Source organism: Sphingomonas sp. NIBR02145 (assembly GCF_027359115.1).
GTDB classification, from domain to species: domain Bacteria; phylum Pseudomonadota; class Alphaproteobacteria; order Sphingomonadales; family Sphingomonadaceae; genus Sphingomonas; species Sphingomonas kyeonggiensis_A.
Window position 1 is genome coordinate 2360315 of the sequence record NZ_CP114791.1, and the last position, 21718, is coordinate 2382032.

Here is a 21718-nt window from a genome sequence, read left to right on the forward strand (position 1 = left end):
TGCCGATGAAGCCGGCAGCCGCTCTCGTCCGGTTTCATCGCTTCCCCGAGCGAGGTTCATTCCCCCCAAGCTCAGGTCTTGGCCGCGCCCCATCCCGCAGGGCGCGGCCACTTTTTTTCGTTCAGACCTCGGGACGGACGCTCGGCCGCGTGTTCGGGTAGATCTGCTCCACCTTCGGCTCACCGGGCCCGGACGCATGCATGCCGTATGCATTCACCGGCTGGGACCGGTTCACCCACAGCGCGTAGTGGAGATGGTCCGCGCGGGGATCCTCGGTGTTCGGATGCAGCAGGATCGTCAGGCCGAGGCTGTTGAGCTGCAACCAGGGGACGATCACCGGCAGCTGGTCGTTGGTGAAGCCGAAATAGAAGGACGGCGTGACATGCGGCCCGCGCGGCTCGAGGTTCCAGTTGCCGAGCTCGACGGAGAATCGCTCGGCCGCCCATTTGCGGATCAGCGCCGCCTTTTCGTAGCTGTCCTCGTCGAAATAGATGTGCGCGTGGTAGCTCTTGATGTCGGTATAGGCGCGCGGGCTAGATGGCAGCACGGCTTCGCCGGGGCGCACCGATTTCGGGCGGGGTGTCGCCTCCTTGTAGGTCTCATAGCCCCAGGGGCTACGCCCGGTGGCCTGCGGTGCGACGGGTATGGCCGGCGCGGGCGTGGTTTGCGCCTCCGCGCCTCGCGCAAGGCCGATTGCGGCCAGTGCCGCCGCGCCCCCTCCCAATAGCGCGCGACGCCCGGGCGACAGCAAATCGGCCCACATCTGGTCGTCGCGCTCGTTGAAGAAATCGGGATCGAGCGACATGGAAGCTTCTCCGGTCAATGGGCGCGGACGCCGGCCAGGGTGAATTCCGGCGCCGCTTCTTCCGGAAGGAAATCGGGCACCGAGAGATAGCGCTCGCCCGTGTCATAGGCGAAGCCGAGGATGTTCGCGCCGGGCAACTCGGGCAGCTTGCGGGCAATCGCCGCAAGGGTCGCGCCGGAGCTAGGGCCGACGAGCAGCCCCTCCTCGCATGCCGCGCGGCGAGCAAAGCCGCGCGCTTCGTCGGCGCTGACCTGGATCACGCCATCGAGCATGTCGGCATGGAGATTGGCCGGGATGAACCCCGCACCGATGCCCTGGATCGGGTGCGGACCCGGCGCGCCGCCGGAAAGCACCGGCGAAAGTTCGGGCTCAACCGCGAAGACCTGGAGCGTCGGCCATTCCATCTTGAGCGTCTCCGCCAGCGCAGTGATGTGCCCGCCGGTGCCGACGCCGGTGATGATCGCGTCGATCGGATCGCTGCGGAAGTCCGCCAGTATCTCCTGGGCGGTAGTGCGGACATGCGCATCGATATTGGCCGGATTGTCGAATTGCTGCGGCATCCACGCGCCCGGCGTCGCGCGCACCAGCGCATGCGCCCGGTCGATCGCGCCAGCCATGCCCTGCGCGCGCGGGGTGAGATCGAAGCTGGCGCCATAGGCCAGCATCAGCCGGCGGCGCTCCACGCTCATGCTTTCGGGCATCACCAGGATCAGCCGGTAGCCCTTCACCGCCGCGACCAGCGCGAGCCCGATGCCCGTATTGCCGCTGGTCGGCTCGATGATCGTGCCGCCCGGACGAAGCAACCCCTTGCGCTCGGCTGTCTCGATCATCGCCAGCGCGATGCGGTCCTTGATCGACCCACCGGGATTCGATCGCTCGGCCTTGATCCAGACCTTCGCATCCGGGAACAGCCGCGACGCACGGATATGCGGCGTGTTGCCGATCGTCTCGAGAATGCTGCTCGCCCTCACGCGCGCCTCCCTCTTCTCAGGGCCGGATTTATATCCTACTAGATTGATGGATAATAAGCCAGCTCAGCGCGACGCGGTCCTGATAGTTTTAGCTCACCGCGGTGAAGCCGAACTCCGGTTGCCCCATTTAATCTCTACTAGAATGATAGAGATAAGGGAGGCACGAACATGCACAACAGGAAGATCCGGGTTCTCGCACTGGCCGCCACCGCTCTCACCCTGGTCGCTTCCGCGCCGGCCTGGGCTGCCGATGACGACAAACCAAAGCCCGTCGCGGCGACCGCCGACGATCCCGTCGCCGACGAGGAAGCGCAGCACGCCACCGGCCAGGAAATCCTGGTCACGGCGCGGCGGCGTGAGGAGAAACTGCAGGACGTGCCCGTCGCGATCAGCGCGGTCTCGGGCAGCGAGCTGGCCGACCAGCATATCTACCGCGTCGGCGATTTCGCGGCGAAGCTACCCAATTTCGCCGCTGTTCAGCAGAACACCCGCGTATCCGGCCTCTATGTCCGCGGGCTTGGCGGCAATGCCAGCAATGACGGCGCGGAATCGGGCGTCGGCCTGATCGTCGACAATGTGTTCTTCACCCATGTCGGCTTCAGCTGGCTCGATTTCGTCGACCTCGACCATGTCGAGTTGGTGCGCGGGCCGCAGGGCACGCTGCTCGGCAAGAACACCACGATCGGCGCGCTGATCGTCACGACCAAGCGGCCGAGCTTCACCCCCGAGCTCAATCTCGAGGCGGGCTATGGCAACCAGAACCGCTTCCAGATCCGCGCCAACGCGACCGGCCCGCTGATCGGCGACACCCTGGCCTATCGCGCGACCTTCTATGTCGATCGCTCGGATGGCTGGGCGAAGAATGCCCAGGACGGCCAGAAATATCTCGATGTGAACCGCTGGGCGGCACGCGGGCAGCTGCTGTTCCAGAGCGGCCCGGTGACCAGCCGTCTGATCGGCGAGCATTACGAGACCAGCGAGTACAATAATTACTATCCCGGCTTCGCGGACGCGACAACCTTCGCCAATGGCGCGGTCCGCTCGGGCGCCTGGGAGAACAAGCTCAAATCGATCTTCGGCTACACGCCCAGCTACAGGATCGGCCAGAACGCCAATCTCAACACCCAGGAGCGGATCGACTCCCGGGTCAACGGCCTGTCGAACGAGCTGACGATCGACCTGGGCGGCCCCACCCTGACCGCAGTGAGCGCCTGGCGGCAGCTGCGCTTCCGCCCGCATAACGACAGCGACCTCTCGCCCTTCTCGATCCTGCGCGCCGGCTATGACGTAGATGTCGATCAATATTCGCAGGAGATCCGGATCGCCTCGGCCGCCGGCAATCCTATCGAATATCAGTTCGGCGGCTATTTCCTGCGCGAGGACCTGGTCAGCAACAACCGCTCGATCTTCCAGGCGGACTCGACGAAGTATTTCCTCACCGGGGCGCTGCCCGCCGCCGCGCTGCTCCCGGCGATCCTCGATGGCGTGGAGTATGACCAATATGGCAAGCTCCAAGTCACCAGCGGCGCGGCGTTCGGCCAGCTTACCTGGCATGCGAGCGACCGGCTGGCGTTGACCGGCGGCCTGCGCTTCACCCGCGAGAACAAGAAGGCGTCGAACACCGCGACCGTCTTTGGCGGTTCGGCGCTGCCGGCCACGCTCGCCCCGGCGCGCACGGCGATCGTCAACGCGTTCGGCGGGATCTTCGCGGTTGCCGACGAGAAGACCACCAGCAGCTGGTCGTGGCTGGTCAATCCGTCGTTCAAGCTCTCCGACGACGTGCTGCTCTATGCCTCGGTCAGCTATGGCGAGAAGTCGGGCGCGGCCAATCTGGGCGCGACGCCGGGCAAGCCGGTGATCATCGATCCGGAGAAGTCGACCGCTTACGAAGCCGGCATCAAGACGACGCTGGCCGGCGGCAAGGTGACCTTCAACGTCAATTTCTACTGGAACGACATCAAGGACTTCCAGGCGACGCAATATGATCCCAACCGGGTCGCGCTCGGCTATTTCCTCGGCAATGCGGCGCGTGCCCGGCTGCGCGGCGTCGAGCTGGAAGCGTCGGCCAGGCTCGGCGGCGGGTTCAGCGCCTCGGCGAGCGGATCGTTCAACGACGCGACCTTCCGCTCCTACACCAACGCGCCGCCGCCGGTGGAGCTCAGCAATGTCGCGCCCTCGGTGAACCTGTCGGGCACGCGCATACCCGGCTCCTCGAAATGGAGCGGCCAGTTCAGCCTCAACTACGACAACACCGTCTCCGATGCGCTCGGCCTGTTCGGCTATGTCAACCAGACCTATCGCAGCGAGACCAACCTGCTGAGCGCCGTCTCCGTGTACGGCAGGCAGGAAGGCTATGGCCTTACCAATGCCGGCATCGGGATCCGTAGCGCCGACGGTCGCTATTCGCTGCAATTCTGGAGCCGCAACCTGTTCGACAAGCGCTATGCCGTCGGCATCGGCCAGGCGACCGCGATCACGCCGTTCATCAAGGTGCTCGGCGAGACGCGCACCTTCGGCACCACCGCGCGGGCGCGGTTCTGACCATGGCGCGCGATCGGCAGATGCGGCTCGGCGCTTTCCTGATGGGAGTCGGCCATCACGCCGCCGCCTGGCTGCACCCATCGGCCGATCCGCGCGCACTGACCCGGCTCGGCCACTATGCGCATCAGGCACAGGTGGCCGAGGCAGCGAAGTTCGACGCGATCTTCTTCGCCGACAATGTCGCGATGCTGGGGCCGCCTTCCGAACTGGGGGCGCTGGCGGCCCTGCCCTATTATTTCGAGCCGCTGTCGCTGCTCGCCGCGCTCGCGCCGCAGACCGAGCGGATCGGCCTCGTCGCCACCGTCTCGGCGACGTATCTCCCGCCCTATCACCTCGCCCGGAAGTTCGCCTCGCTCGATCATCTGAGCGGCGGGCGAGCCGGGTGGAACTGCGTGACTTCGGGCTCGGACGCCGAGGCGCATAATTTCGGGCTCGATCACCAATATGAGCACGCCCATCGCTATGCCCGGGCCGGCGAATATGTCGATGTGGTCAAGGCGCTGTGGAACAGCTGGGACGAAGGCGCGTTGATCGCGGACCAGCAGGCGCGGCGCTTCTACGACCCCGCCCGCATCCACCGGATCGACCATGAGGGCCAGTTCTTCAAGGTCGCCGGGCCGCTCCAGCTCGACCGCACGCCGCAGGGCCATCCGGTGATCGTGCAGGCGGGCTCGTCCGACGACGGCATCACGCTCGCCGCCGCCACTGCCGAGCTGGTCTTCACCGCCCAGCAATCGCGGGAGGACGCCATCGCCTTCCGCACCCGGCTGCGCGCCGCTGCTTCGGCGAACGGCCGCGACCCGGACGAGCTGCTGGTGCTGCCGGGGATCATGCCCTTCGTCGCCGAGACACGGGAAAAAGCCCAGCAGCTGCACGACGAACTGCTCGCGCTGGTCGATCCGCGGCTCGGCATCGGCTTCGTCTCCGGGCTGATGGGCACCGACCTGTCGCAATATCCGCTCGACGGCCCGCTGCCCGAGCCTGCCTCCACCCAGGGCTGGCAGAGCCGCCAGAAGCTGCTGGTCGATACCGCGCGGGCCGAGGGTCTGAGCATCCGCCAGCTCATCGCCCGGATCATCACCGCGCGCGGGCACAAGACAGTGGTCGGCACACCCGGCGAGACCGCCGACCTGCTCGAGGACTGGTTCACCGCGGGCGCGGCGGACGGCTTCAACATCATGCCGCCGATCCTGCCACAGGGGCTGGAGGCGTTCGCGGAACTGGTCGTGCCCGAGCTGCAGCGCCGCGGACTGTTCCGCACCGAATATGCGGGCCGGACGCTGCGCGACCATCTGGGCCTGCCCCTTCCCCAAACCCCGGCGCTGGCCGCCGCTGCCGAGTAACCCAACGAAGGAGAGCTGCCATGACCGTCTCTACCCGCAGTGCCTATCTGAACACGCCCGACCCCCAGATCCCGCTCGACGTAGTGCCTGTCGGCGGGCGCATCGGCGCTGAAGTGCGCGGGGTCGCGCTCTCCGCCGATCTCCCGCCCGAAACACTGGCGGCGATCCGCGCCGCGCTGGTGCGCCATAAGGTGCTGTTCTTCCGCGGCCAGCATCATCTCGACGATGCCGGGCAGGAAGCGTTCGGCCAGACATTCGGCACGCCGTTCGAGCACCCGACCGTGCCGTCGCGCGGCAATTTCCTGTTCGAGCTGGACTCGCACCACGGCGCCCGCGCCAATCACTGGCACACCGACATCACTTTCGTGCCGGCCTATCCCTTCGCCTCGATCCTGCGCGGCGTGACGATCCCGCCGGCGGGCGGCGACACGGTCTGGGCCAATACCGTCGCCGCCTATCAGGACCTGCCCGAGCCACTGCGCGAGCTGGCCGACGGGCTGCGCGCGATCCACACCAATGCCTATGACTATGCCGCCGAGCGCCCCGACGCGACCGAGGAGCAGCGTAAGCGCTTCGCCGCCGTGTTCGCGCGGGTGGTGTACGAGACTGAGCATCCCGTGGTGCGCGTCCATCCCGAGAGCGGCGAGCGGACGCTCCTGCTCGGCGGTTTCGTCAAACAGTTCGTCGGACTGCCGCAGGCGGACTCCAAGGCGCTCTACGATCGGCTGCAAAGCTATGTGACCCGGCTCGAGAACAGCGTGCGCTGGCGCTGGCGCGAAGGCGATGTGGCGATCTGGGACAATCGCGCCACCCAGCATTATGCGATCGACGATTATGGCGACCAGCACCGCGTCGTCCGCCGTGTGACGCTGGCGGGCGATGTGCCGGTCGGCGTCGACGGCCAGTCGAGCCGCGCGATCCTGCCCGCGCCCGAGGCGCTGCTGGAGGCAGCGGAATGATCTCGCGCCGCCAGTCGCTCATCCTGCTCGGCGGCACTGCCGCCGGGCTGGCCCTTGCCGGCTGCGGCCGCAAGGCCGGCCCCGAGCGCAAGGACGTGATCTTCGCCACCCAGAAGAACGGCGTGCCCTTCCTCGCAGAGACGCGGGGCGAGTTCGCCAAGCGGCTGGATAAGCGCGGGATAGCGCCGGTGAAGTGGGTCGAGTTCGCCTCGGGCCCGCCGCTGATCGAGGCGATCCGCGCCGGTGCCGTCGATATCGGCCTGGTCGGTGACACTCCGGTCGCCTACGCCCAGGCGGCGGGAACCGACCTCAACTTCGTTGCCGCGCAGAGCTTCCCCGGCCTGGTCGGCAGCGGGTTGCTGGTGCCGGCCAAGTCGAGCGTAACGAACCTCGCCCAGCTCAAGGGCAGGCGCGTGGCCTATACCAAGGGCTCCGCCGCCGAGTTCGCGCTGGCAGCGGGGCTCAAGCAGGTCGGGCTGGGCCTCAAGGACATCCAGACGGCCAGCCTCGCCCCCGGCGACGCGCAGACCGCGCTCGCCAATGGGTCGGTCGATGGCTGGGTGGTGTGGGATCCGTATTTCACGCTCGCCCAGATCCGCGGCGGCGCCCGTGAAGTGCCGTTGCCGGCCTCCGGGCTCAACACCACCGCCTTCTACATCGCCTCGGGCGATTTCACCCGGAACCGCACCGATGTGCTGCGCGCCACGCTCGACGAGCTGCGCGCGGAGGCCGCCTGGGGCAATGCCAACCGCAACTTCTATCGCGACCAGGTCGCCAAGGCGACGCGGCTGCCACCGCAGGTGCTCGACGGCATGCTGACACGCTACAAGGACTTCCTGTTCCGCGTCGATCCGGTGACCCCGGAGGTGATCGAGAACCAGCAAAAGGTCTCGGACTATCTGTTCGACGCCGGGGTGCTGCCCAAGCGGGTCGATGCCTCCAAGGCGGCCTGGACCGGCTGGAAGCCGGCATGACCCGGGGCGCCGGCTGGAAGGAAAGCCCGCTCGTCCCGGCGATCGTGCCGGTGGGACTACTCGTCGTCTGGCAGCTCGCCTCGACCACGGGACTGCTGCCCTCGCAGATCCTGCCGGCGCCGACGGCCGTGGTGAAGGCAGCGGCCGAGCTGACCGCCGACGGTGAGCTGATCCACCATCTTGCCGTGAGCACCGCCCGGGCATTGACCGGATTGGTGGTGGGCGGATCGATCAGCTTCGTGCTGGGGCTGGTCTGCGGGCTGTCGCCCTTCGCGCGGAGGCTGCTCGACCCGACCTTGCAGATGGTGCGGACGATCCCGCACCTCGCGCTGCTGCCGCTGGTCATCCTGTGGTTCGGCATCGGCGAGCAGGCCAAGATCCTGCTCGTCGCCTGGGGCATCTTCTTCCCCATCTACCTGAACACCTATCACGGCGTGGTCTCGGTCGATCCCCAGCTGATCGAGATGGGCCGGGTCTATGGGATGAAGCGCTGGGAGCTGTTCCGCCGGATCATCTTCCCGGGCGCCCTTCCCTCGATCCTGGTGGGCCTGCGCTTCGGCCTGGGCATCATGTGGCTGACCCTGATCGTCGCCGAGACGATCGCCGCCAATTCGGGCATCGGCTACATGGCGACGCAGGCCCGCGAGTTCAGCCAGACCGACATCATCGTGCTGGCGATCTTCGTCTATGCCGGCCTCGGCAAGCTCGCCGACAGCCTGACCCGCGCGCTGGAGCAGCGCCTGCTCCGCTGGAACCCCGCCTACGCAAGGGCCTGAGCCATGAACCTTCCCGCACTTCGTCTCGTCGAACAGGCTGACCGCCCGGTCAGCGGCGCGCCGGTGGCCGTCCGCGAGCTCTCCGTCGCCTTTGGGCAGAACCAGGTGCTCGACCGGCTGAGCCTGCATATCGAACCCGGCGAATTCGTCGCGATCGTCGGCCGATCGGGCTGCGGCAAGAGCACCCTGCTGCGCGCGGCCATGGGGCTGATCCAGCCGGGCGGCGGCGGCATCGAGGTCGACCTCACCGCGGCACGGCTGGTTTTCCAGGAGCCACGGCTACTGCCCTGGGCGAGCGTGCGCGAGAATGTCGCGATAGGCGCGCCGACCGGGCTCGATGCCGCCGAGCGCGACCGGCTGGTCGATGCCCGGCTTGCCGAAGTCGGGCTGGCCGACAAGGCCGAGCAATGGCCCGCCGCGCTCTCCGGCGGCCAGCGTCAGCGGGTTGCGCTTGCCCGCGCGCTGATCAGCCAGCCGCGCCTGCTCGCGCTCGACGAGCCGCTCGGCGCGCTCGACGCGCTTACCCGCATCGAGATGCAGGCACTGGTCGAGACCGTGTGGGCGAGCGAAGGCTTTTCGGCGCTGCTCGTCACCCATGACGTGGCCGAGGCGGTAGCGCTGGCCGACCGGGTCGTGGTGATGGAAGCGGGCAGGATCGCGCTCGACCTGCCGATCGCCGTGCCCCGCCCACGCCGCCACGGCGATGCTGAGCTGGCGGCGCTGGAAGGGCTGATCCTCGACCGGCTGCTCGGGCGCTGATTACCTACACCGTTCCGGCGGCGATCCGCGAAAGTACACGAAGTACAGGCCAAGGACGGTTTTGCGCCCCGAGCCGAGTTCTCAGTGCAGCTTGAGCCTGGGGCGAACGAACCTGTTGATATAGCTTACTAAAATCAGGATCGCACCGCGGATCCTGCCATGCACCGCCAGCAGGTGCATGCGGTAGAGCGACATATAGACGAACCTCGCCAGCCGTCCTTCAACTGCCATGCGTCCGCCGACCAGCCGGCCCATCAGCGATCCCACGGTGGAGAAGCGGCTGAGCGATACCAGCGAACCGTGATCGCGGTAGACAAAGGTCTTGAGCGGCATGCCGGCCATCAGGCGGGAAAGATTGGCGAAGGCGGTGTCCGCCATCTGGTGTGCCGCCTGCGCGCGCGGCGGGATCGGGCGATCGCTGCCGGCGGGCGTATAGGAGGCGCAGTCGCCGATCGCGAAGATGCGCTCGTCGTCCAGGCTCTGCAGCGTCGGCCGCACGATGACCTGGTCGCCGCGCGACAGCCGCAGCCCGTCCAGCCCCTCGCGGATCGGCGCCGCCTTCACCCCGGCGGCCCAGAGCTGGAGATCGGCGGGCACGAAAATGCCCCCACGCGTCTCCATGCCGAGCGGCGTCGAGGCGGTTACGGCGACGCCAGTCATCACCTTGACGCCGAGCACCTCCAGCTCCTCGCGCGCGGCATCGGCCAGACGCTCGGGCAATGCCGGCAGGATGCGCGGCCCAGCCTCGAGCAGGGTCACGTCCAGCCGCTTCCGGTCGAACACCTCGAGCCCGTAATAGCTGAGGCCGTCGGCTGCGTTGTAGAGTTCGGCCGCCAGCTCGACGCCGGTGGCGCCGCCGCCGACAATGGCGATGCGCACGCGCGCATCCGATGCCGGATCCTCGGACATGGCGCGCGACACGCGCAGGCAATGATCGAGCAGCTGGTCGCGGAAGCTGTCCGCCTGGGCCTGGCTGTCGAGGAACAGGCAGTTCTCGGCGACGCCCGGCGTGCCGAAGTCATTGGTGACAGAGCCATAGGCCAGCACCAGATAGTCATAGCGCACCGTATGCGCGCCGATCACTTCGCGCCCCTTGGGATCGAGCACGGGCGCGAGATGGACGCGGCGCGCGGTGCGATCGATCCGCTCCAGCGTGCCATAATGATAGCGATAGCCCCAGCGATGGCAGTGGCTGCGATAGCCCACCTCGTCGAGGCTGGCATCGAGCGAGCCCGCCGCCACCTCGTGCAGCAGCGGCTTCCAGATATGGGTGCGGTTTCGATCGATCAGGATGATGTCGTGCCGCTTGCGGCCGTAGCGGCTGCCGAGCTTGCGCGCGAGTTCAAGGCCGGCGGCACCGCCGCCGACGATCACGATCTGGATCTTCCTGTCGCTTGTCATGCTCGCTCCGCGGTCTGGGTCGTTCGAGTCACATCCGGCGCGTTGCACGTTGCAATGCCTCGCCGCGGATCGCAAAACAGGATGTGGCCGACGACAATTTCACTGAACGCAATCGCCAGGAGATCATCGCGATCGCCACGCGGCATTTCGCCGACAAGGGCTTTGCCGGCGCGCGGGTCGACGAGATCGCCGCGGCCACGGCCACCTCGAAGCGGATGATCTACTATCATTTCGGCAGCAAGGACGGGCTCTACCGCGCGGTGCTGACCGAAGCCTATCGCGGCTTCCGCTCGGCCGAGCTCGACACCGGGCTCGACGCGCTGCCGGCGATCGAGGCGCTGGCCCGACTGACCGGGCACAGCTTCGATTTCCACTTCCTCCATCCCGAGCTGGTGCGGCTGGTGATGGACGAGAACATGCGGCGCGGGCCGCATGTCGGCGGGATCTCGGAAGGGCGCAACGAAGTGGTGCTGCCGCGTACCCGGGCGCTGCTCGATCGCGGCGTGGCCGAGGGGAGCTTCCGTGCCGGCATCGACGCCGCCGACCTGCACATGACGATCAGCGCGCTCGCCTTCTACTTCGTTGCCAATCGCTACACTTTCGGCACGATCTTCGGCGCGGACATGGAGAGCAAGGCGGCCGTCGCGCAGCGGCGCGAACAGGTGATCGACACTGTCCTGCGCTATTGCCGCGCGGATCGCTGACGCCTGCATCAGAACTGGACCTTGACCTGGCTGCCGAACGCCAGCGCGTTGCGGGTGCGGCGGAAGGCGAAGGTGCCCGGATCGAGGATATACTGGACGTCCGGCCGGATGCTGAGCCAGCGGCGCAGCTGGATGCCGTAGCTCAGCTCGATCGCGGTCTCGCCGGCCGGCAGCGAGACGAAGCCGTCGGGCACGGCCTGGGACGCCTCGTGCAGGTCGCGCAGCCGCGGATTGACCCGCGCCTGGATGATGCCGAGCGCGATCGTATCGGCATCGCGGCTGGCGAAGGTGCCGGTCTTGACCAGGCCGGCAGCGAACCACCGGGTGATCGGCGCCGATGCTCGGGGATTGGCGGCGAACTGCCCGAAGACAGAGAGCCCCCTGCCCCCGCTGCCGCGCACCACCATCTGGTCGGCCAGGATATAGGCGCCGTAGCGGCCGGTAACGCTGCCCGGGCGGCCCTGCCGCGCCACCGTCGAGCTGTCATAGTAGAAGCCGAGCTTGTAGTGGCCCGGCAGCACGCGACTGTCCTTGCCGATGCCCGGATCATATTCGACTTCGATCGGCACCAGCACGCCCGTCGAGCCGCCGGCGAAGGGACGGAAGGCATTATGCTGGTCGTTGAGGCGGGGATTGACCTGGAAGAGGCCGATGCGCAGCGTCACATCCGGGCGCAGCCGATAGCGCAGCGCGGCGCCCCAGCGGGCATTGGGGTAATTGTACCAGCCGGTGTCGCCCGAAAAGGCCAGCGGGTGCGCGCAGAAGGCGGCGTTCACCAGGTTGCAGCCGATCGCCATGCCGCCCAGGTCATTGCCCATCGCGAAATAGCCGACGCGCAGGTTCAGCCGGCCGCTATCGAAATTCTGCTCGATGCTGAATTCGGTGAGCTTGGTGAAGTTGCCGCCCGCCGCTTCCTGGATCGGCAGGCGGTTGCCGACGATATCCGACGAGACGCCGATGCCGCGCCGGTCGTTGAGCGTGAGATGGAAGAGCGCGCCCGACCAGCCGATCGTCCTGTCGAGATCGACATCGACGCCGGCGCGCAGCTGCTGGGTATAGCCGGTGCCGCGCTTCAGGCCGCCATCGACGGCGGCGAAGGTCTCGGAGACATAATCGGCGCGGAGGCTGATCCCCGCCTCGCGCAGGTCGCTGCGCGCGCCGCCCCAATCGCCGGTGAGCGTCTCCCGATCCGGGGACAACAGGCCCGGCTCGGCAGGCGCAGACGCTTCCGCTTGGGCATGCGCTCCTGAAAGGGGGGCGGCGGACAGCAAAGCCGCTGCGAATATCGGTGTGTACCGGGCCAAAGCGCCCTCCTTCCCGTGTCGTCGGACACGGGATCATCCAGTGTTGAACAAGGGCGGGAGCGCAGCGGCGGGCCGCGCTCCCGATCATCGGGTCAGGGCAGCGCGTAGGCGATCACATAGTCGCCCCGATCAGGGGACTGGCGCGCGCCGCCTGCGGTGATCACGACATATTGCTTGCCGGTGCGCGGCGAGCGGTAGCTCATCGGCCCGCCCTGGCTGCCGACCGGCAATCGCGCCTTCCATACCTCTGCGCCGTTCGCCGAGTTGAAGGCCCGCAAGTAATAATCCTGGGTGCCGGCGATGAAGACGAGGCCGCCCTGCGTGGCCAGCGTGCCACCCAGAGTCGGCAGGCCGATCGGGATCGGCAGGCCCATGCGGATGCCGAGCGGGCCGGTGTCGCGCACCGTGCCGACCGGCACCTGCCACTTGATGCTGCGCGTCTTGAGGTCGATCGCGGTCAGCGTGCCGTAGGGCGGCGCCTGGCATGGCACGCCGAGCGCGGAGAGGAAGCGATCCTTCACCACCGAATAGGGCGTGCCCTTCAGCGGAACGCTGCCCATGCCAGTGTTGACCGCCTCGCCGGCCGCGCCGCTCTTGCCCGCCTGTGTGGCGGTCTGCGGCACCATCCGCACCCACAGGCCCAGCCGCATGTCGTTGACGAAGACGGTGCCGGTGGTCGGATCGGTCGAGACGCCGCCCCAGTTCATGCCGCCGAGCGAGCCGGGGAAGCTGAGCGACTTGTCGGTGCCGGGTGCGGTGTACAGCCCCTCATAGCGCATGCCCTTGAACGCGATGCGGCAGAGCAGCTGGTCGAACGGGGTGGCACCCCACATGTCCTTCTCGGCGAGCGGACCCACGCCGATCTGCGGCATGCCGACCGAGCGCGGCTGGGTGCGCGCATAGGGTTCGCCGGGGATGCCCGCCGCCTTGACCGGCGTCTCGACGACCTTGGTCAGCGGCTTGCCGGTGGCGCGGTCGAGCACATAGACCTGCCCGGCCTTGGTGCCGACGATCAGCGCCGGGACGGCCGGCCGACCGGGCATGGGGAAGTCTATGAAGCTCGGCTGCATCGGCACGTCAAAGTCCCAGAGATCGTTGTGGACGGTCTGGAAATGCCACTTCTCGCGGCCGGTAGTGGCGTCGAGCGCGAGGATCGAGGCGCCGTATTTGTGATCGAGAGCCGTGCGCGGCACCCCGTACAGGTCGACCGAGGCGCTGCCGACCGGCATGAACACGGTGTTCGAGGCCGCGTCATAGGACATGGAAGACCAGACGTTCGGGGTGGAACGCGTATAAGTCTGTCCCGCCGGGGGCGTGCCGGTGATCGCCGGATTGCCGGGATCGAACGCCCAGCGCAGCTTGCCGCTGATCACGTCGAAGCCGCGGACCACGCCGCCGGGCATGTCGGTCTGGACATTGTCGGCGATGCGGCCGCCGACCACGACCGTGGTGCCGGCCAGCGTCGGCGCGGCGGTGAGCTGATATTGCGGGTCGGGCGCGTTGCCGAGGCCGGCCTTGAGATCGACCCGGCCGCCCTGGCCGAAGTCCGTGCAGAACTTGCCGGTATCGGCGTCGAGCGCGATCAGCTCGGCGTTGATCGTGTTCATCAGGATGCGGCGCTGGCAGGCGGCACCCTCCGGCACGGTGGCTGCGGCGACCGGCGTCGCGCCGGGCAGGCTCGGCTGTTGCAGCGGCGCGCGCGCATCGAAATAGGCGAGGCCGCGGCAGCGCATCCACACCGAGGCATGCGCGTTGATCAGCGCCTTCCACTTCTCGCGGCCGGTATCGGCATCGAGCGCGATGACGTTGTTGTGCGGAGTGCAGATATAGACGGTGTCGCCGATCTGCAGCGGCGTATCCTGATCCTCGGCGCCATTGCCGTCGCTCACCGCGACATCGCCGGTGCGATAGGTCCAGGCGACCTTGAGGTTCTTCACATTGTCGCGGGTGATCTGGTCCAGCGCGACGAAGCGGCTGCCGCCCGGCGTGTTGCCATAGGCGGCCCAGTCCTTCTGCGCCTGTGCCGGATCGACGGGAAGCAGCGCGCCCGGCGTGCCGGCAAAGGCCACGGTCGGGTGCGGCACGAACATCGCGCCGAAGCCGGTCGCCGAGGCGATGCCGAGCACGGCGCCCGTCGCAAGCGCCGGGCGCCACATCGGGGCCAGCCCCTGTGCGCGACGCAGCAAGGGATAGGACAGCGCAACCACTGTCGCCCCCACACCCATCGCGAGCAGGCGGGAGATCAGCGGCCAGAAGCTCAGGCCCACTTCCCATAGCGCCCAGAGGATCGTCAGCGCGAAGGTGGCGCCGAAGACCAGCGCGCCGGCCGAGCGACGGCGCGCGATCAGCACGCCGGATGCCACCAGCGCGATACCCGCGAGCAGGAAGTAGAAACTGCCGCCAAGGCTCACCAGCCTGGCGCCGCCGATGGCAAAGAACAGGCCCGCCGCGAGCAGTACCAGGCCTAAAAGCACCAGCCAGCTGCGTGTAAGCAGGCTGGCCCATTGTCTAGTGCCCGACATGCGGCACCTCCTTCTTGCGTAACGATCGTCGGGGAGGCCGGAATGCGGTTGGGCGATGGGACGCGTCGAATCGCGGAACCGTCGCGGCGGCGACGTCAACTGTGTACCAGTTAGTACATTCAGGGACGAAGTTCAAGCCGGACGGCCCGGCGGAGTGGTCGCCGGCAAATCCGGCACAGCGTCTTCCACCCGACCTGGCACCCTTGCGGCAAGCCCGACGAGGAACGCGCGCGATGCTTCGCGGATCGTGACCGGGAGAAGGGATTGCGATAGACCCGCGGCGTGCCCGTGAACCGATCAACGCTTCCCCTTGGTATTTCCGTCGATGCGATCGTCGACCAGGCGCTGGATCTTATTGCGTCCGGGGGACTCGCCGAACTGACGCTGCGACCACTCGCGACCAGCCTTGGCGTAAGCGTGCCTGTCATCTCGGCGCGCATGGGCAGCAAGGAGCAGCTAGTTGAGGGCGTAACGCAGGCAGCGCATGCGCGCGACCTGGTGTTCTTCGGAAAATGGGGAGCGCTTGCGAGCGATGTGGGCGCCAGGGACAGCGCCTCGCGCGCCGCCATCGCCGAACTGGCACTGCACGAATGGGTGACCCGGGAGCGACGCCAGGCGATCCTCCTGATCGAGCTGGTGCATGATCGTGCGTTGCGGCCCGATCGGCTGCCCGTGCTCGAGGATTGGCTCGACGATGCCGGGCGGTTCTGGGCCGAACTGATCTTCGGGGACGCGGCGCTGGCCGAGCTGGCGCTCGGCTATGTGCTGGACGAGGCCGGATTCTCGCTCGGCGCCGGCGACGATCCGAAATATGCGCTGCTCCGTTCGCTGTGCCTCCAGCGCTTTGCGAGTGGCATCTTTCCAGGCGCGGATGCCGACAAGGGCGCCGTGATCGCATCGCTGATCAGCCGGCTCGATGCCGCCGTGACGCCGGCAGCCGAGGAAGAAGATGCGAAGCGCCAACGGATCACGAGCAGCGCCGCCGACCTGATCGTCTCGCAAGGCATCGAAAGCGTCACGCACCGCTCGGTCGCGCTTGCCGCCGGCGTGCCGGCCTCCACGGTCGTCTATCATTTCGGGGCCCGCCCCGCCCTGGTGGTGGCCGGCCTCCATGCGGTCATTGCCCGCTTCCATAGCCGGCGGAGTGATATCCGCATCGATCATAATGGCGCGCCCCCCAACGACACCAGTATCCAGGACCTGGTCAAGGCCACCTCGATGATCGCGCTCGCCAGTGCCCGCGAACCCAGCCTGCTGCCCTACGCGATCGACATGCGGCGCAGGCGCGGCGAGAACTGGCGCGCGAGCGACATGGCGCCAATGGGGATCGGTATCGGCGCGGGCTTCGACCGCGCGGCCGGACAGGTCCTGTCGATTGCCGCCTTCGGCATGGGCATGATCGGCATGGCGCGCAAGACTGCCGATCGCGCGCACTTTGCCCATGCCCTAGCCGCGCTGGAGACCTGGCGGACCCGGTCGACCGGCTGAGCGCACGGAGTCATCGAAACGGCACAACCCGCTGATAGGCGCCGGGCCGGAGTGCGGCGGGATGGCGGATCGGGAAATATTGTCGGGCACGCGCCTCGTCGTGCTGTCGCTGCCGTCGCTGGCCTTTGCAGGCTATGACCTCGCCCGGCGGGTGTTCCTGGCACCGTATCTTTCCGGCGAACTCGCGCTGCAGGTCGGTGTTGTCGGCTGGCTGGTGCTGCTCGCCAATTTCGCGTCGATTCCGGCCGAGTTGCTCGCGGGATCGATGGGCGATCACGGATCGGATCGGATCGGGCGGCGGCGACTATGGATGATCCTGGGTACCGCGCTGGTGCTGATCGGCACCGCCGGACTGCTGCGACAGGGCACCGCGCCATCGATCACCTCGGTGGCAGTCGCACTGGTCGCGCTGGTGGTCGGCTGGGCCTTGTGCAACGTCACGCACGGCGCCTGGGCACTCGAGGCCGCGCACGATAACCGGTCCCGGGGACGGATATTCGGCACGCGAACGCTGTTCGGGATCGCTGGCGGTATCTGCTTTTCGGCGATCGGCGCACTGCAGGTCGCCAGCTGGCCCTCCCCTTTCACCGTCATCATGATCACCGTCGCCTTTGGTGCGCTGGTACTGCACGCCACACTCGTCACCCTGTTGCCTGACCAGGCGCCCGCGCCGGGCAGGTGGCGGCTCGCCTCGCTGCTCGATCCGTTGTGGCTGCTGTTCGCCAGTAGCGGCAATCGCCGGCTGGCAGCGCTGTTCGCGCTCAACGGCGCACATGCGGCGATCACCACCACCGGCTATTTCTACATGGTCGACAATGGCCTGGGGCTGCACGGCTGGGCGCCAACCGGGATCCTCGTTCAGACCATCTGCGCCGCCATTGGCATCCTGGCGGCGATCCGGATCGGCGCCAGTCTCAGCGCGCACGCGCTGCTGCGGCTGACGCTCTGGGCGAATCTGGGCCTGGCGCTTGCCCTGCCGCTGCTGCCCGCCGGCTCGCCAGTCGCGCTGATTCTGTGGACGGTGCCGTACGGGCTGACCTCCGCGATCGACTTCATGGCCCTGCGGATGCTGCTCGGCGCGCGGCTCGATGCCGGAGGCTCGCCGTCGGGGAAGCGTGCAGCCGCGCATTATGCCGGGTTCCACCTGCCCTTCAATCTATGTGGCGCCGTCGCTTCGGGGCTGTTGTTCGCGGGCTATCGCACCCTGGGCTTCGACCCGCGCGCGGCCCTTGGGCCTGAACAGACGTTCGCGCCGGTGCTGCTCGTCCCGGGCGCGGCAGCCGCGCTGATCACGTTGGTTTCACTCAGAATTCTGGCGGATTCCTCGCTGGACGAGCCCGCCGGAATATCTTCAGCAATGCGCACAACTCCCGAGGCACTTACTGAACAAGTGTAATTATGCCGTCATGGATACACCATAGGAGGTGCCCCGTATCCCGCCGAATCGGTGGGACTTCGAGGGGTATTTCGGATGAGAACCGACCTGTTTCGTGCGCTGATGGCCAGCGCAGCAACGCTCGGCTGCGGCTTTGGCGTTACTGAACAAGCGTTTGCACAGAACGCCAACACCGCTCCCGTACAGACGAGCGAGGCTTCCGGGGATACCGGCCTCGCCGACATCGTCGTCACTGCGCAGCGCCGCCAGGAAAAGGCACAATCGGTGCCGATCTCGATCACCTCGGTCAGCGGCCAGGCGCTGGAGGACAGCGGCTTCACCTCGCTCACCGACCTGCAATATGTCGTGCCCGGCGTTCAATATGACCCCACCCAGGGCGCCGCCTTCCAGATCCGCGGCGTCGGCAGCATTTCGTTCGATTTCTCCAATGCCAAATCGGTCAATGTCGTCGTCGACGACGTCGTGATGGATGCCCAGCGCGACAACGGCCTGATCGGCCTTACCGATATCCAGCGCGTCGACGTGCTGATGGGCCCGCAGGGCACGCTGTTCGGCAAGAACTCGACCTCGGGTGTGATCGCGATCACCACCAACAAGCCGGTGATCGGCCAGTTCTCCGGCACCGCCTATGCCAGCTATGGCGAGCGCAACGACCGCAACACCAATGCGACCGTGAACGTGCCGCTCAGCGATCAGGCCGCGCTGCGCGTCTCCGCTTTCGCACTGGGGCAGGACGGCAAGGGCCGCTATGTGGTGCTCGACCGCAATCTCGGCCTGGTCAGCGAATGGGGCGTGCGCGGCAAGCTGCTGTTCCAGCCGGCGCCGTCGCTCGAACTGGTGCTCGCCGGCGAATATACCCACCATATCGACACTGCCATCCGCGTGCCCGTTGGCGGCCCGGCCGGATCGACCTTTGCGCCCGCCGCCGCGCTAACCGCGGCGCAGATCGCGCTTGGCGTCGTCCCGGGGCCGGAGAACGCCGACAGCGCCGACGGATCGCTGGGCCACAACACCACGACCAACAAGGGCGGCTCGCTCCATGTGAACTATGAGATGGGCCGGCACACGCTGACCTCGATCACCGCCTATCGCGAGACGAGTTTCGACAACGACACGCCCGCCGATCTGCTGCCCCGCAACGTCTATGCCTATATCCCGTTCAATTCAGGCCGGCTGAAGACGAACAAGTTCAGCGAGGAGATCCACTTCGCCTCGCCCACCGGCGGCACGATCGAGTATCTGTTCGGCGCCTTCTACAACAAGCTGAATGCCAAGCAGACCCAGCTGCAATGGGGCACGCTCGGCACGCCGCTGCTGTCGCCTGCCGGTGTCCCGTCGCCGACGCTCTATGCGGTGACCGGCGCCTTCGATCCGATCACCAAGGCGATGCTGGGCAACGCCGTGCTGTTCGACGCCACCAACGAGGCGGCGGCCGCGTTCGGCCAGGTCAAGATCACGCCGGCGCGCCGGTTCAGCGTGACCTTTGGCGGGCGCTACAATTACGACTGGAACAGCCAGACGATCAGCTACGTCAATATCGATCCCAGGCCGATCACCGGCTATTCGCCGATCTTCGTCGCCACCGGCGCCGGGCCGACCGAGGCGTTCCGCACGGGATCGAAGAAGGGCGGCCGCTTCACCTATCGCATCGCGCCGCAATTCACGATCAGCCGCGACCTGATGGTCTATGCAAGCTATGCCACGGGCTACAAGCCGGGCGGCGTCGCCTTTGTCGGCAACCGCTACGATCCATACAATCCGGAATCGGTGAAGAGCTGGGAAATCGGCTTGAAGAGCGAGCTGTTCGATCGCCGCGCCCGGTTCAACCTCGCAGCCTTCTCGTCAAAGTTCACCGATTTCCAGGCGACGATCCTGACGCCGGTGAGCACCGGCATCGGCGGGTTCATCCTGGCGTCGGCGATCGGCAACGCGCCGGGCCTGCGTTCGCGCGGCATCGAGGCGTCGCTCATGGTCAAGCCGGCACGGCAGATCACGCTGGGCGGCTCGGTTACCTATACCGACGCCACCTTCACCGATTATGTCGCCAGCCCGACCGCCAACTATACCGGCACGCGCCTTACCAATGCGCCCGAATGGCAGGCTAGCGTGACGATGGACTATGCCGACGAGATCGGCGCCGGGCTGAACTTCAAGGCGCATCTCGACTATGGCTATCGCAGCGACACACAGACGGTGACCGGTGCGATGCTCGACGACATCCTCGCCCCGGCGGTCAGCAACGCGGATGGCACCAAGACGCCCAATTCCACCTATTCGCGGATCCCGGGCTATGGCTTGCTCAACGGGCGTGTCAGCCTGGCCAAGCTGGACGGCGCGGTGGAGTTCGGCGTCTATGCCCGCAACCTGCTGAACACCTATTATTCCACCGGCTGGCAGATCTACGGCCCGCTTGGCCTGCTGCACTATACCTCGCCGAACGCCTACCGGACGCTCGGCGCCTTCGCCAAGATCAACTTCTGACGCGCCTTCGCCGCCGCTCCCGGGCCAATCGGCAGGGGGCGGCGCGCGATCCGTCGCACCAAGGACGCACGACATGAAGAAGCTCGCCATCGGCCTCGGCCTGATCGCCACCTGCACCGCCGCCGCAATCGCCATTGCCCAGGAAGCGCCCCGCACCGACGAGGTGCGGCTCAACGAGATCCAGGTGATCGGCACCCACAACAGCTATTCGCAGGGCGTCGACCCGCAGCTGCTGGCGATGGTTGATGCCACGCTCGGCCCGAAGCTGGCCGCCTTCACCAAGGCCATGCCCGAAAAGATGAAGGCCGACTGGCAGGAATATCATCCCAACTTCACCAGCATGAGCGAAGGCTTGAGCTATCGCTACCCCAGCCTGACCGACCAGCTGGACGCCGGGATGCGCAGCCTCGAGATCGACATCAACAACGACCCCCAGGGCGGGCGCTACGCCCATCCGGCAGGTCTCGCCGCACTGCGCGCCAAGGGCGTCAGCGACAGCCAGATGCTACCCTATGACGCCACCGACATGGAGAAGCCCGGCCTCAAGGTGTTCCACGTCGCCGATCTCGATGTGCGATCGAGCTGCAACCTGTTCACGCGCTGCCTGAAGCAGCTGCGCGCCTGGTCCGATGCGCATCCGGATCACGCTCCCATCTTCATTCTGGTCGAAGCGAAAAGCGATGCATTGCCGGTATTCCCGAACTCGTCCCCGCCCCTAGCCTTTGATCGTGCCGCGTTCGACGAGATGGACCAGTCGATCTTCCGCGAGATCGGCCGCGACAAGCTGGTGACGCCGGACCAGGTCCGCGGCACCTATCCCACGCTCGAGGCCGGCGTGCTCGCGCACAACTGGCCGACGCTTGCCCAGTCGCGCGGCAAGTTCGTCTTCCTGCTGCTGACCGCGATGGATCCCCAGGCGCTGGCCGCCTATCATGCCGGGCACGAGAATCTGGAGGGCCGCGCGGCCTTCCTGCGCGCCACGCCGGGGCAGAGCTATGCCGCTTTCCTGCTGCTCGACAATGCCAATGTCCGCGCCAGGGAGATTCCCGAGCGCGTGAAGCAGGGCTATCTGGTCCGCGCCCGTGCCGACATCGAAACCTATGAGGCGAAGGTGAACGACCCGACCCGCGCCAACCAGGCCTTTGCAAGCGGCGCGCAGATCGTCTCGACCGACTTCTACAAGCCGGGCAACGCGTATGGCACCAGCTATGTCGTGCGACTGCCCGGTGGTGGCGAAGCGCGCTGCAACCCGGTCAACGCCCCTAAGGCCTGCCGGCTCGGGCGCTGACGAGTT

Annotated in this window: 16 protein-coding genes; 11 read left to right on the forward strand and 5 right to left on the reverse strand. The window is 67.1% G+C overall.

What is annotated here, in order from left to right; translation table 11 throughout:
• Positions 1 to 121: 121 nt before the first annotated feature.
• Both O3305_RS10330 and cysK read right to left on the reverse strand, forming a co-directional pair.
• Complete coding sequence (locus O3305_RS10330) at positions 122 to 805, reverse strand: DOPA 4,5-dioxygenase family protein (protein WP_269576314.1); 684 nt, start codon at positions 803 to 805, stop codon at positions 122 to 124.
• 14 nt (positions 806 to 819) lie between these two features.
• Positions 820 to 1776 carry a cysteine synthase A gene (gene cysK / locus O3305_RS10335; RefSeq protein ID WP_269576315.1) on the reverse strand — a complete coding sequence of 319 codons (957 nt, stop codon included), beginning with the start codon at positions 1774 to 1776 and terminating at the stop codon, positions 820 to 822.
• A 168-nt stretch (positions 1777 to 1944) separates the two neighbouring features.
• Between cysK and O3305_RS10340 the strand changes: the two genes are divergently transcribed.
• From O3305_RS10340 to O3305_RS10365, 6 genes are read left to right on the forward strand one after another with little or no spacing between them, the layout of a single operon-like run.
• Positions 1945 to 4317, forward strand: a complete 2373-nt coding sequence (locus tag O3305_RS10340) for a TonB-dependent receptor (RefSeq protein WP_269576316.1) — start codon at positions 1945 to 1947, stop codon at positions 4315 to 4317.
• 2 nt (positions 4318 to 4319) lie between these two features.
• Positions 4320 to 5660 carry an LLM class flavin-dependent oxidoreductase gene (locus tag O3305_RS10345; protein ID WP_269576317.1) on the forward strand — a complete coding sequence of 447 codons (1341 nt, stop codon included), beginning with the start codon at positions 4320 to 4322 and terminating at the stop codon, positions 5658 to 5660.
• Positions 5661 to 5680: 20 nt separating this feature from the next.
• On the forward strand, positions 5681 to 6619 hold the full coding sequence (locus O3305_RS10350) for a TauD/TfdA dioxygenase family protein (RefSeq protein ID WP_269576318.1): 939 nt from the start codon (positions 5681 to 5683) through the stop codon (positions 6617 to 6619).
• Positions 6616 to 7593 carry an aliphatic sulfonate ABC transporter substrate-binding protein gene (locus O3305_RS10355; protein ID WP_269576319.1) on the forward strand — a complete coding sequence of 326 codons (978 nt, stop codon included), beginning with the start codon at positions 6616 to 6618 and terminating at the stop codon, positions 7591 to 7593. The genes O3305_RS10350 and O3305_RS10355 overlap by 4 nt, the downstream gene beginning before the upstream one ends.
• A complete protein-coding gene (locus O3305_RS10360) occupies positions 7590 to 8369 on the forward strand; it encodes an ABC transporter permease subunit (protein ID WP_269576320.1) in 780 nt (259 codons plus the stop codon). The genes O3305_RS10355 and O3305_RS10360 overlap by 4 nt, the downstream gene beginning before the upstream one ends.
• 3 nt (positions 8370 to 8372) lie before the next feature.
• Positions 8373 to 9128 carry an ABC transporter ATP-binding protein gene (locus O3305_RS10365; RefSeq protein ID WP_269576321.1) on the forward strand — a complete coding sequence of 252 codons (756 nt, stop codon included), beginning with the start codon at positions 8373 to 8375 and terminating at the stop codon, positions 9126 to 9128.
• Positions 9129 to 9209: 81 nt separating this feature from the next.
• On the opposite strand, the gene O3305_RS10370 is transcribed toward O3305_RS10365, so the two are convergent.
• Positions 9210 to 10529: an NAD(P)/FAD-dependent oxidoreductase gene (locus tag O3305_RS10370; RefSeq protein ID WP_269576322.1), complete on the reverse strand. Its 1320-nt coding sequence runs from the start codon at positions 10527 to 10529 to the stop codon at positions 9210 to 9212.
• Between the two features lie 83 nt (positions 10530 to 10612).
• Here O3305_RS10370 and O3305_RS10375 point away from each other — a divergent pair, with 83 nt between their 5' ends.
• Positions 10613 to 11233: a TetR/AcrR family transcriptional regulator gene (locus O3305_RS10375; protein WP_269576323.1), complete on the forward strand. Its 621-nt coding sequence runs from the start codon at positions 10613 to 10615 to the stop codon at positions 11231 to 11233.
• An 8-nt stretch (positions 11234 to 11241) separates the two neighbouring features.
• On the opposite strand, the gene O3305_RS10380 is transcribed toward O3305_RS10375, so the two are convergent.
• Both O3305_RS10380 and O3305_RS10385 read right to left on the reverse strand, forming a co-directional pair.
• Positions 11242 to 12432: a carbohydrate porin gene (locus O3305_RS10380; RefSeq protein WP_269576324.1), complete on the reverse strand. Its 1191-nt coding sequence runs from the start codon at positions 12430 to 12432 to the stop codon at positions 11242 to 11244.
• Between the two features lie 197 nt (positions 12433 to 12629).
• A complete protein-coding gene (locus O3305_RS10385; protein ID WP_269576325.1) occupies positions 12630 to 15059 on the reverse strand; it encodes a glucose/quinate/shikimate family membrane-bound PQQ-dependent dehydrogenase in 2430 nt (809 codons plus the stop codon).
• 288 nt (positions 15060 to 15347) lie between these two features.
• On the opposite strand from O3305_RS10385, the gene O3305_RS10390 reads away from it, so the two are divergent.
• The 4 genes from O3305_RS10390 to O3305_RS10405 all read left to right on the forward strand — a co-directional run bounded on the left by O3305_RS10390 (position 15348) and on the right by O3305_RS10405 (position 21712).
• Complete coding sequence (locus O3305_RS10390) at positions 15348 to 16547, forward strand: TetR family transcriptional regulator (RefSeq protein ID WP_269576326.1); 1200 nt, start codon at positions 15348 to 15350, stop codon at positions 16545 to 16547.
• A gap of 61 nt (positions 16548 to 16608) precedes the next feature.
• Complete coding sequence (locus O3305_RS10395) at positions 16609 to 17943, forward strand: MFS transporter (RefSeq protein WP_269576327.1); 1335 nt, start codon at positions 16609 to 16611, stop codon at positions 17941 to 17943.
• A 102-nt stretch (positions 17944 to 18045) separates the two neighbouring features.
• Entirely contained in the window at positions 18046 to 20424 is a 2379-nt protein-coding gene (locus O3305_RS10400) for a TonB-dependent receptor (protein WP_269576328.1), read from the forward strand.
• 73 nt (positions 20425 to 20497) lie between these two features.
• Positions 20498 to 21712 (forward strand): Ca2+-dependent phosphoinositide-specific phospholipase C, encoded by a 1215-nt coding sequence (locus O3305_RS10405; protein ID WP_269576329.1) that lies wholly within the window; start codon positions 20498 to 20500, stop codon positions 21710 to 21712.
• Positions 21713 to 21718 lie beyond the last annotated feature (6 nt).

Bases quoted from the DNA above. Each gene is read 5' to 3' on its own strand.
- O3305_RS10330 (WP_269576314.1), bottom strand. From the start codon at position 805: ATGTCGCTCGATCCCGATTTCTTCAACGAGCGCGACGACCAGATGTGG.
- O3305_RS10340 (WP_269576316.1), top strand. From the start codon at position 1,945: ATGCACAACAGGAAGATCCGGGTTCTCGCACTGGCCGCCACCGCTCTC.
- O3305_RS10345 (WP_269576317.1), top strand. From the start codon at position 4,320: ATGGCGCGCGATCGGCAGATGCGGCTCGGCGCTTTCCTGATGGGAGTC.
- O3305_RS10350 (WP_269576318.1), top strand. From the start codon at position 5,681: ATGACCGTCTCTACCCGCAGTGCCTATCTGAACACGCCCGACCCCCAG.
- O3305_RS10355 (WP_269576319.1), top strand. From the start codon at position 6,616: ATGATCTCGCGCCGCCAGTCGCTCATCCTGCTCGGCGGCACTGCCGCC.
- O3305_RS10360 (WP_269576320.1), top strand. From the start codon at position 7,590: ATGACCCGGGGCGCCGGCTGGAAGGAAAGCCCGCTCGTCCCGGCGATC.
- O3305_RS10365 (WP_269576321.1), top strand. From the start codon at position 8,373: ATGAACCTTCCCGCACTTCGTCTCGTCGAACAGGCTGACCGCCCGGTC.
- O3305_RS10370 (WP_269576322.1), bottom strand. From the start codon at position 10,529: ATGACAAGCGACAGGAAGATCCAGATCGTGATCGTCGGCGGCGGTGCC.
- O3305_RS10385 (WP_269576325.1), bottom strand. From the start codon at position 15,059: ATGTCGGGCACTAGACAATGGGCCAGCCTGCTTACACGCAGCTGGCTG.
- O3305_RS10395 (WP_269576327.1), top strand. From the start codon at position 16,609: ATGGCGGATCGGGAAATATTGTCGGGCACGCGCCTCGTCGTGCTGTCG.
- O3305_RS10400 (WP_269576328.1), top strand. From the start codon at position 18,046: ATGGCCAGCGCAGCAACGCTCGGCTGCGGCTTTGGCGTTACTGAACAA.
- O3305_RS10405 (WP_269576329.1), top strand. From the start codon at position 20,498: ATGAAGAAGCTCGCCATCGGCCTCGGCCTGATCGCCACCTGCACCGCC.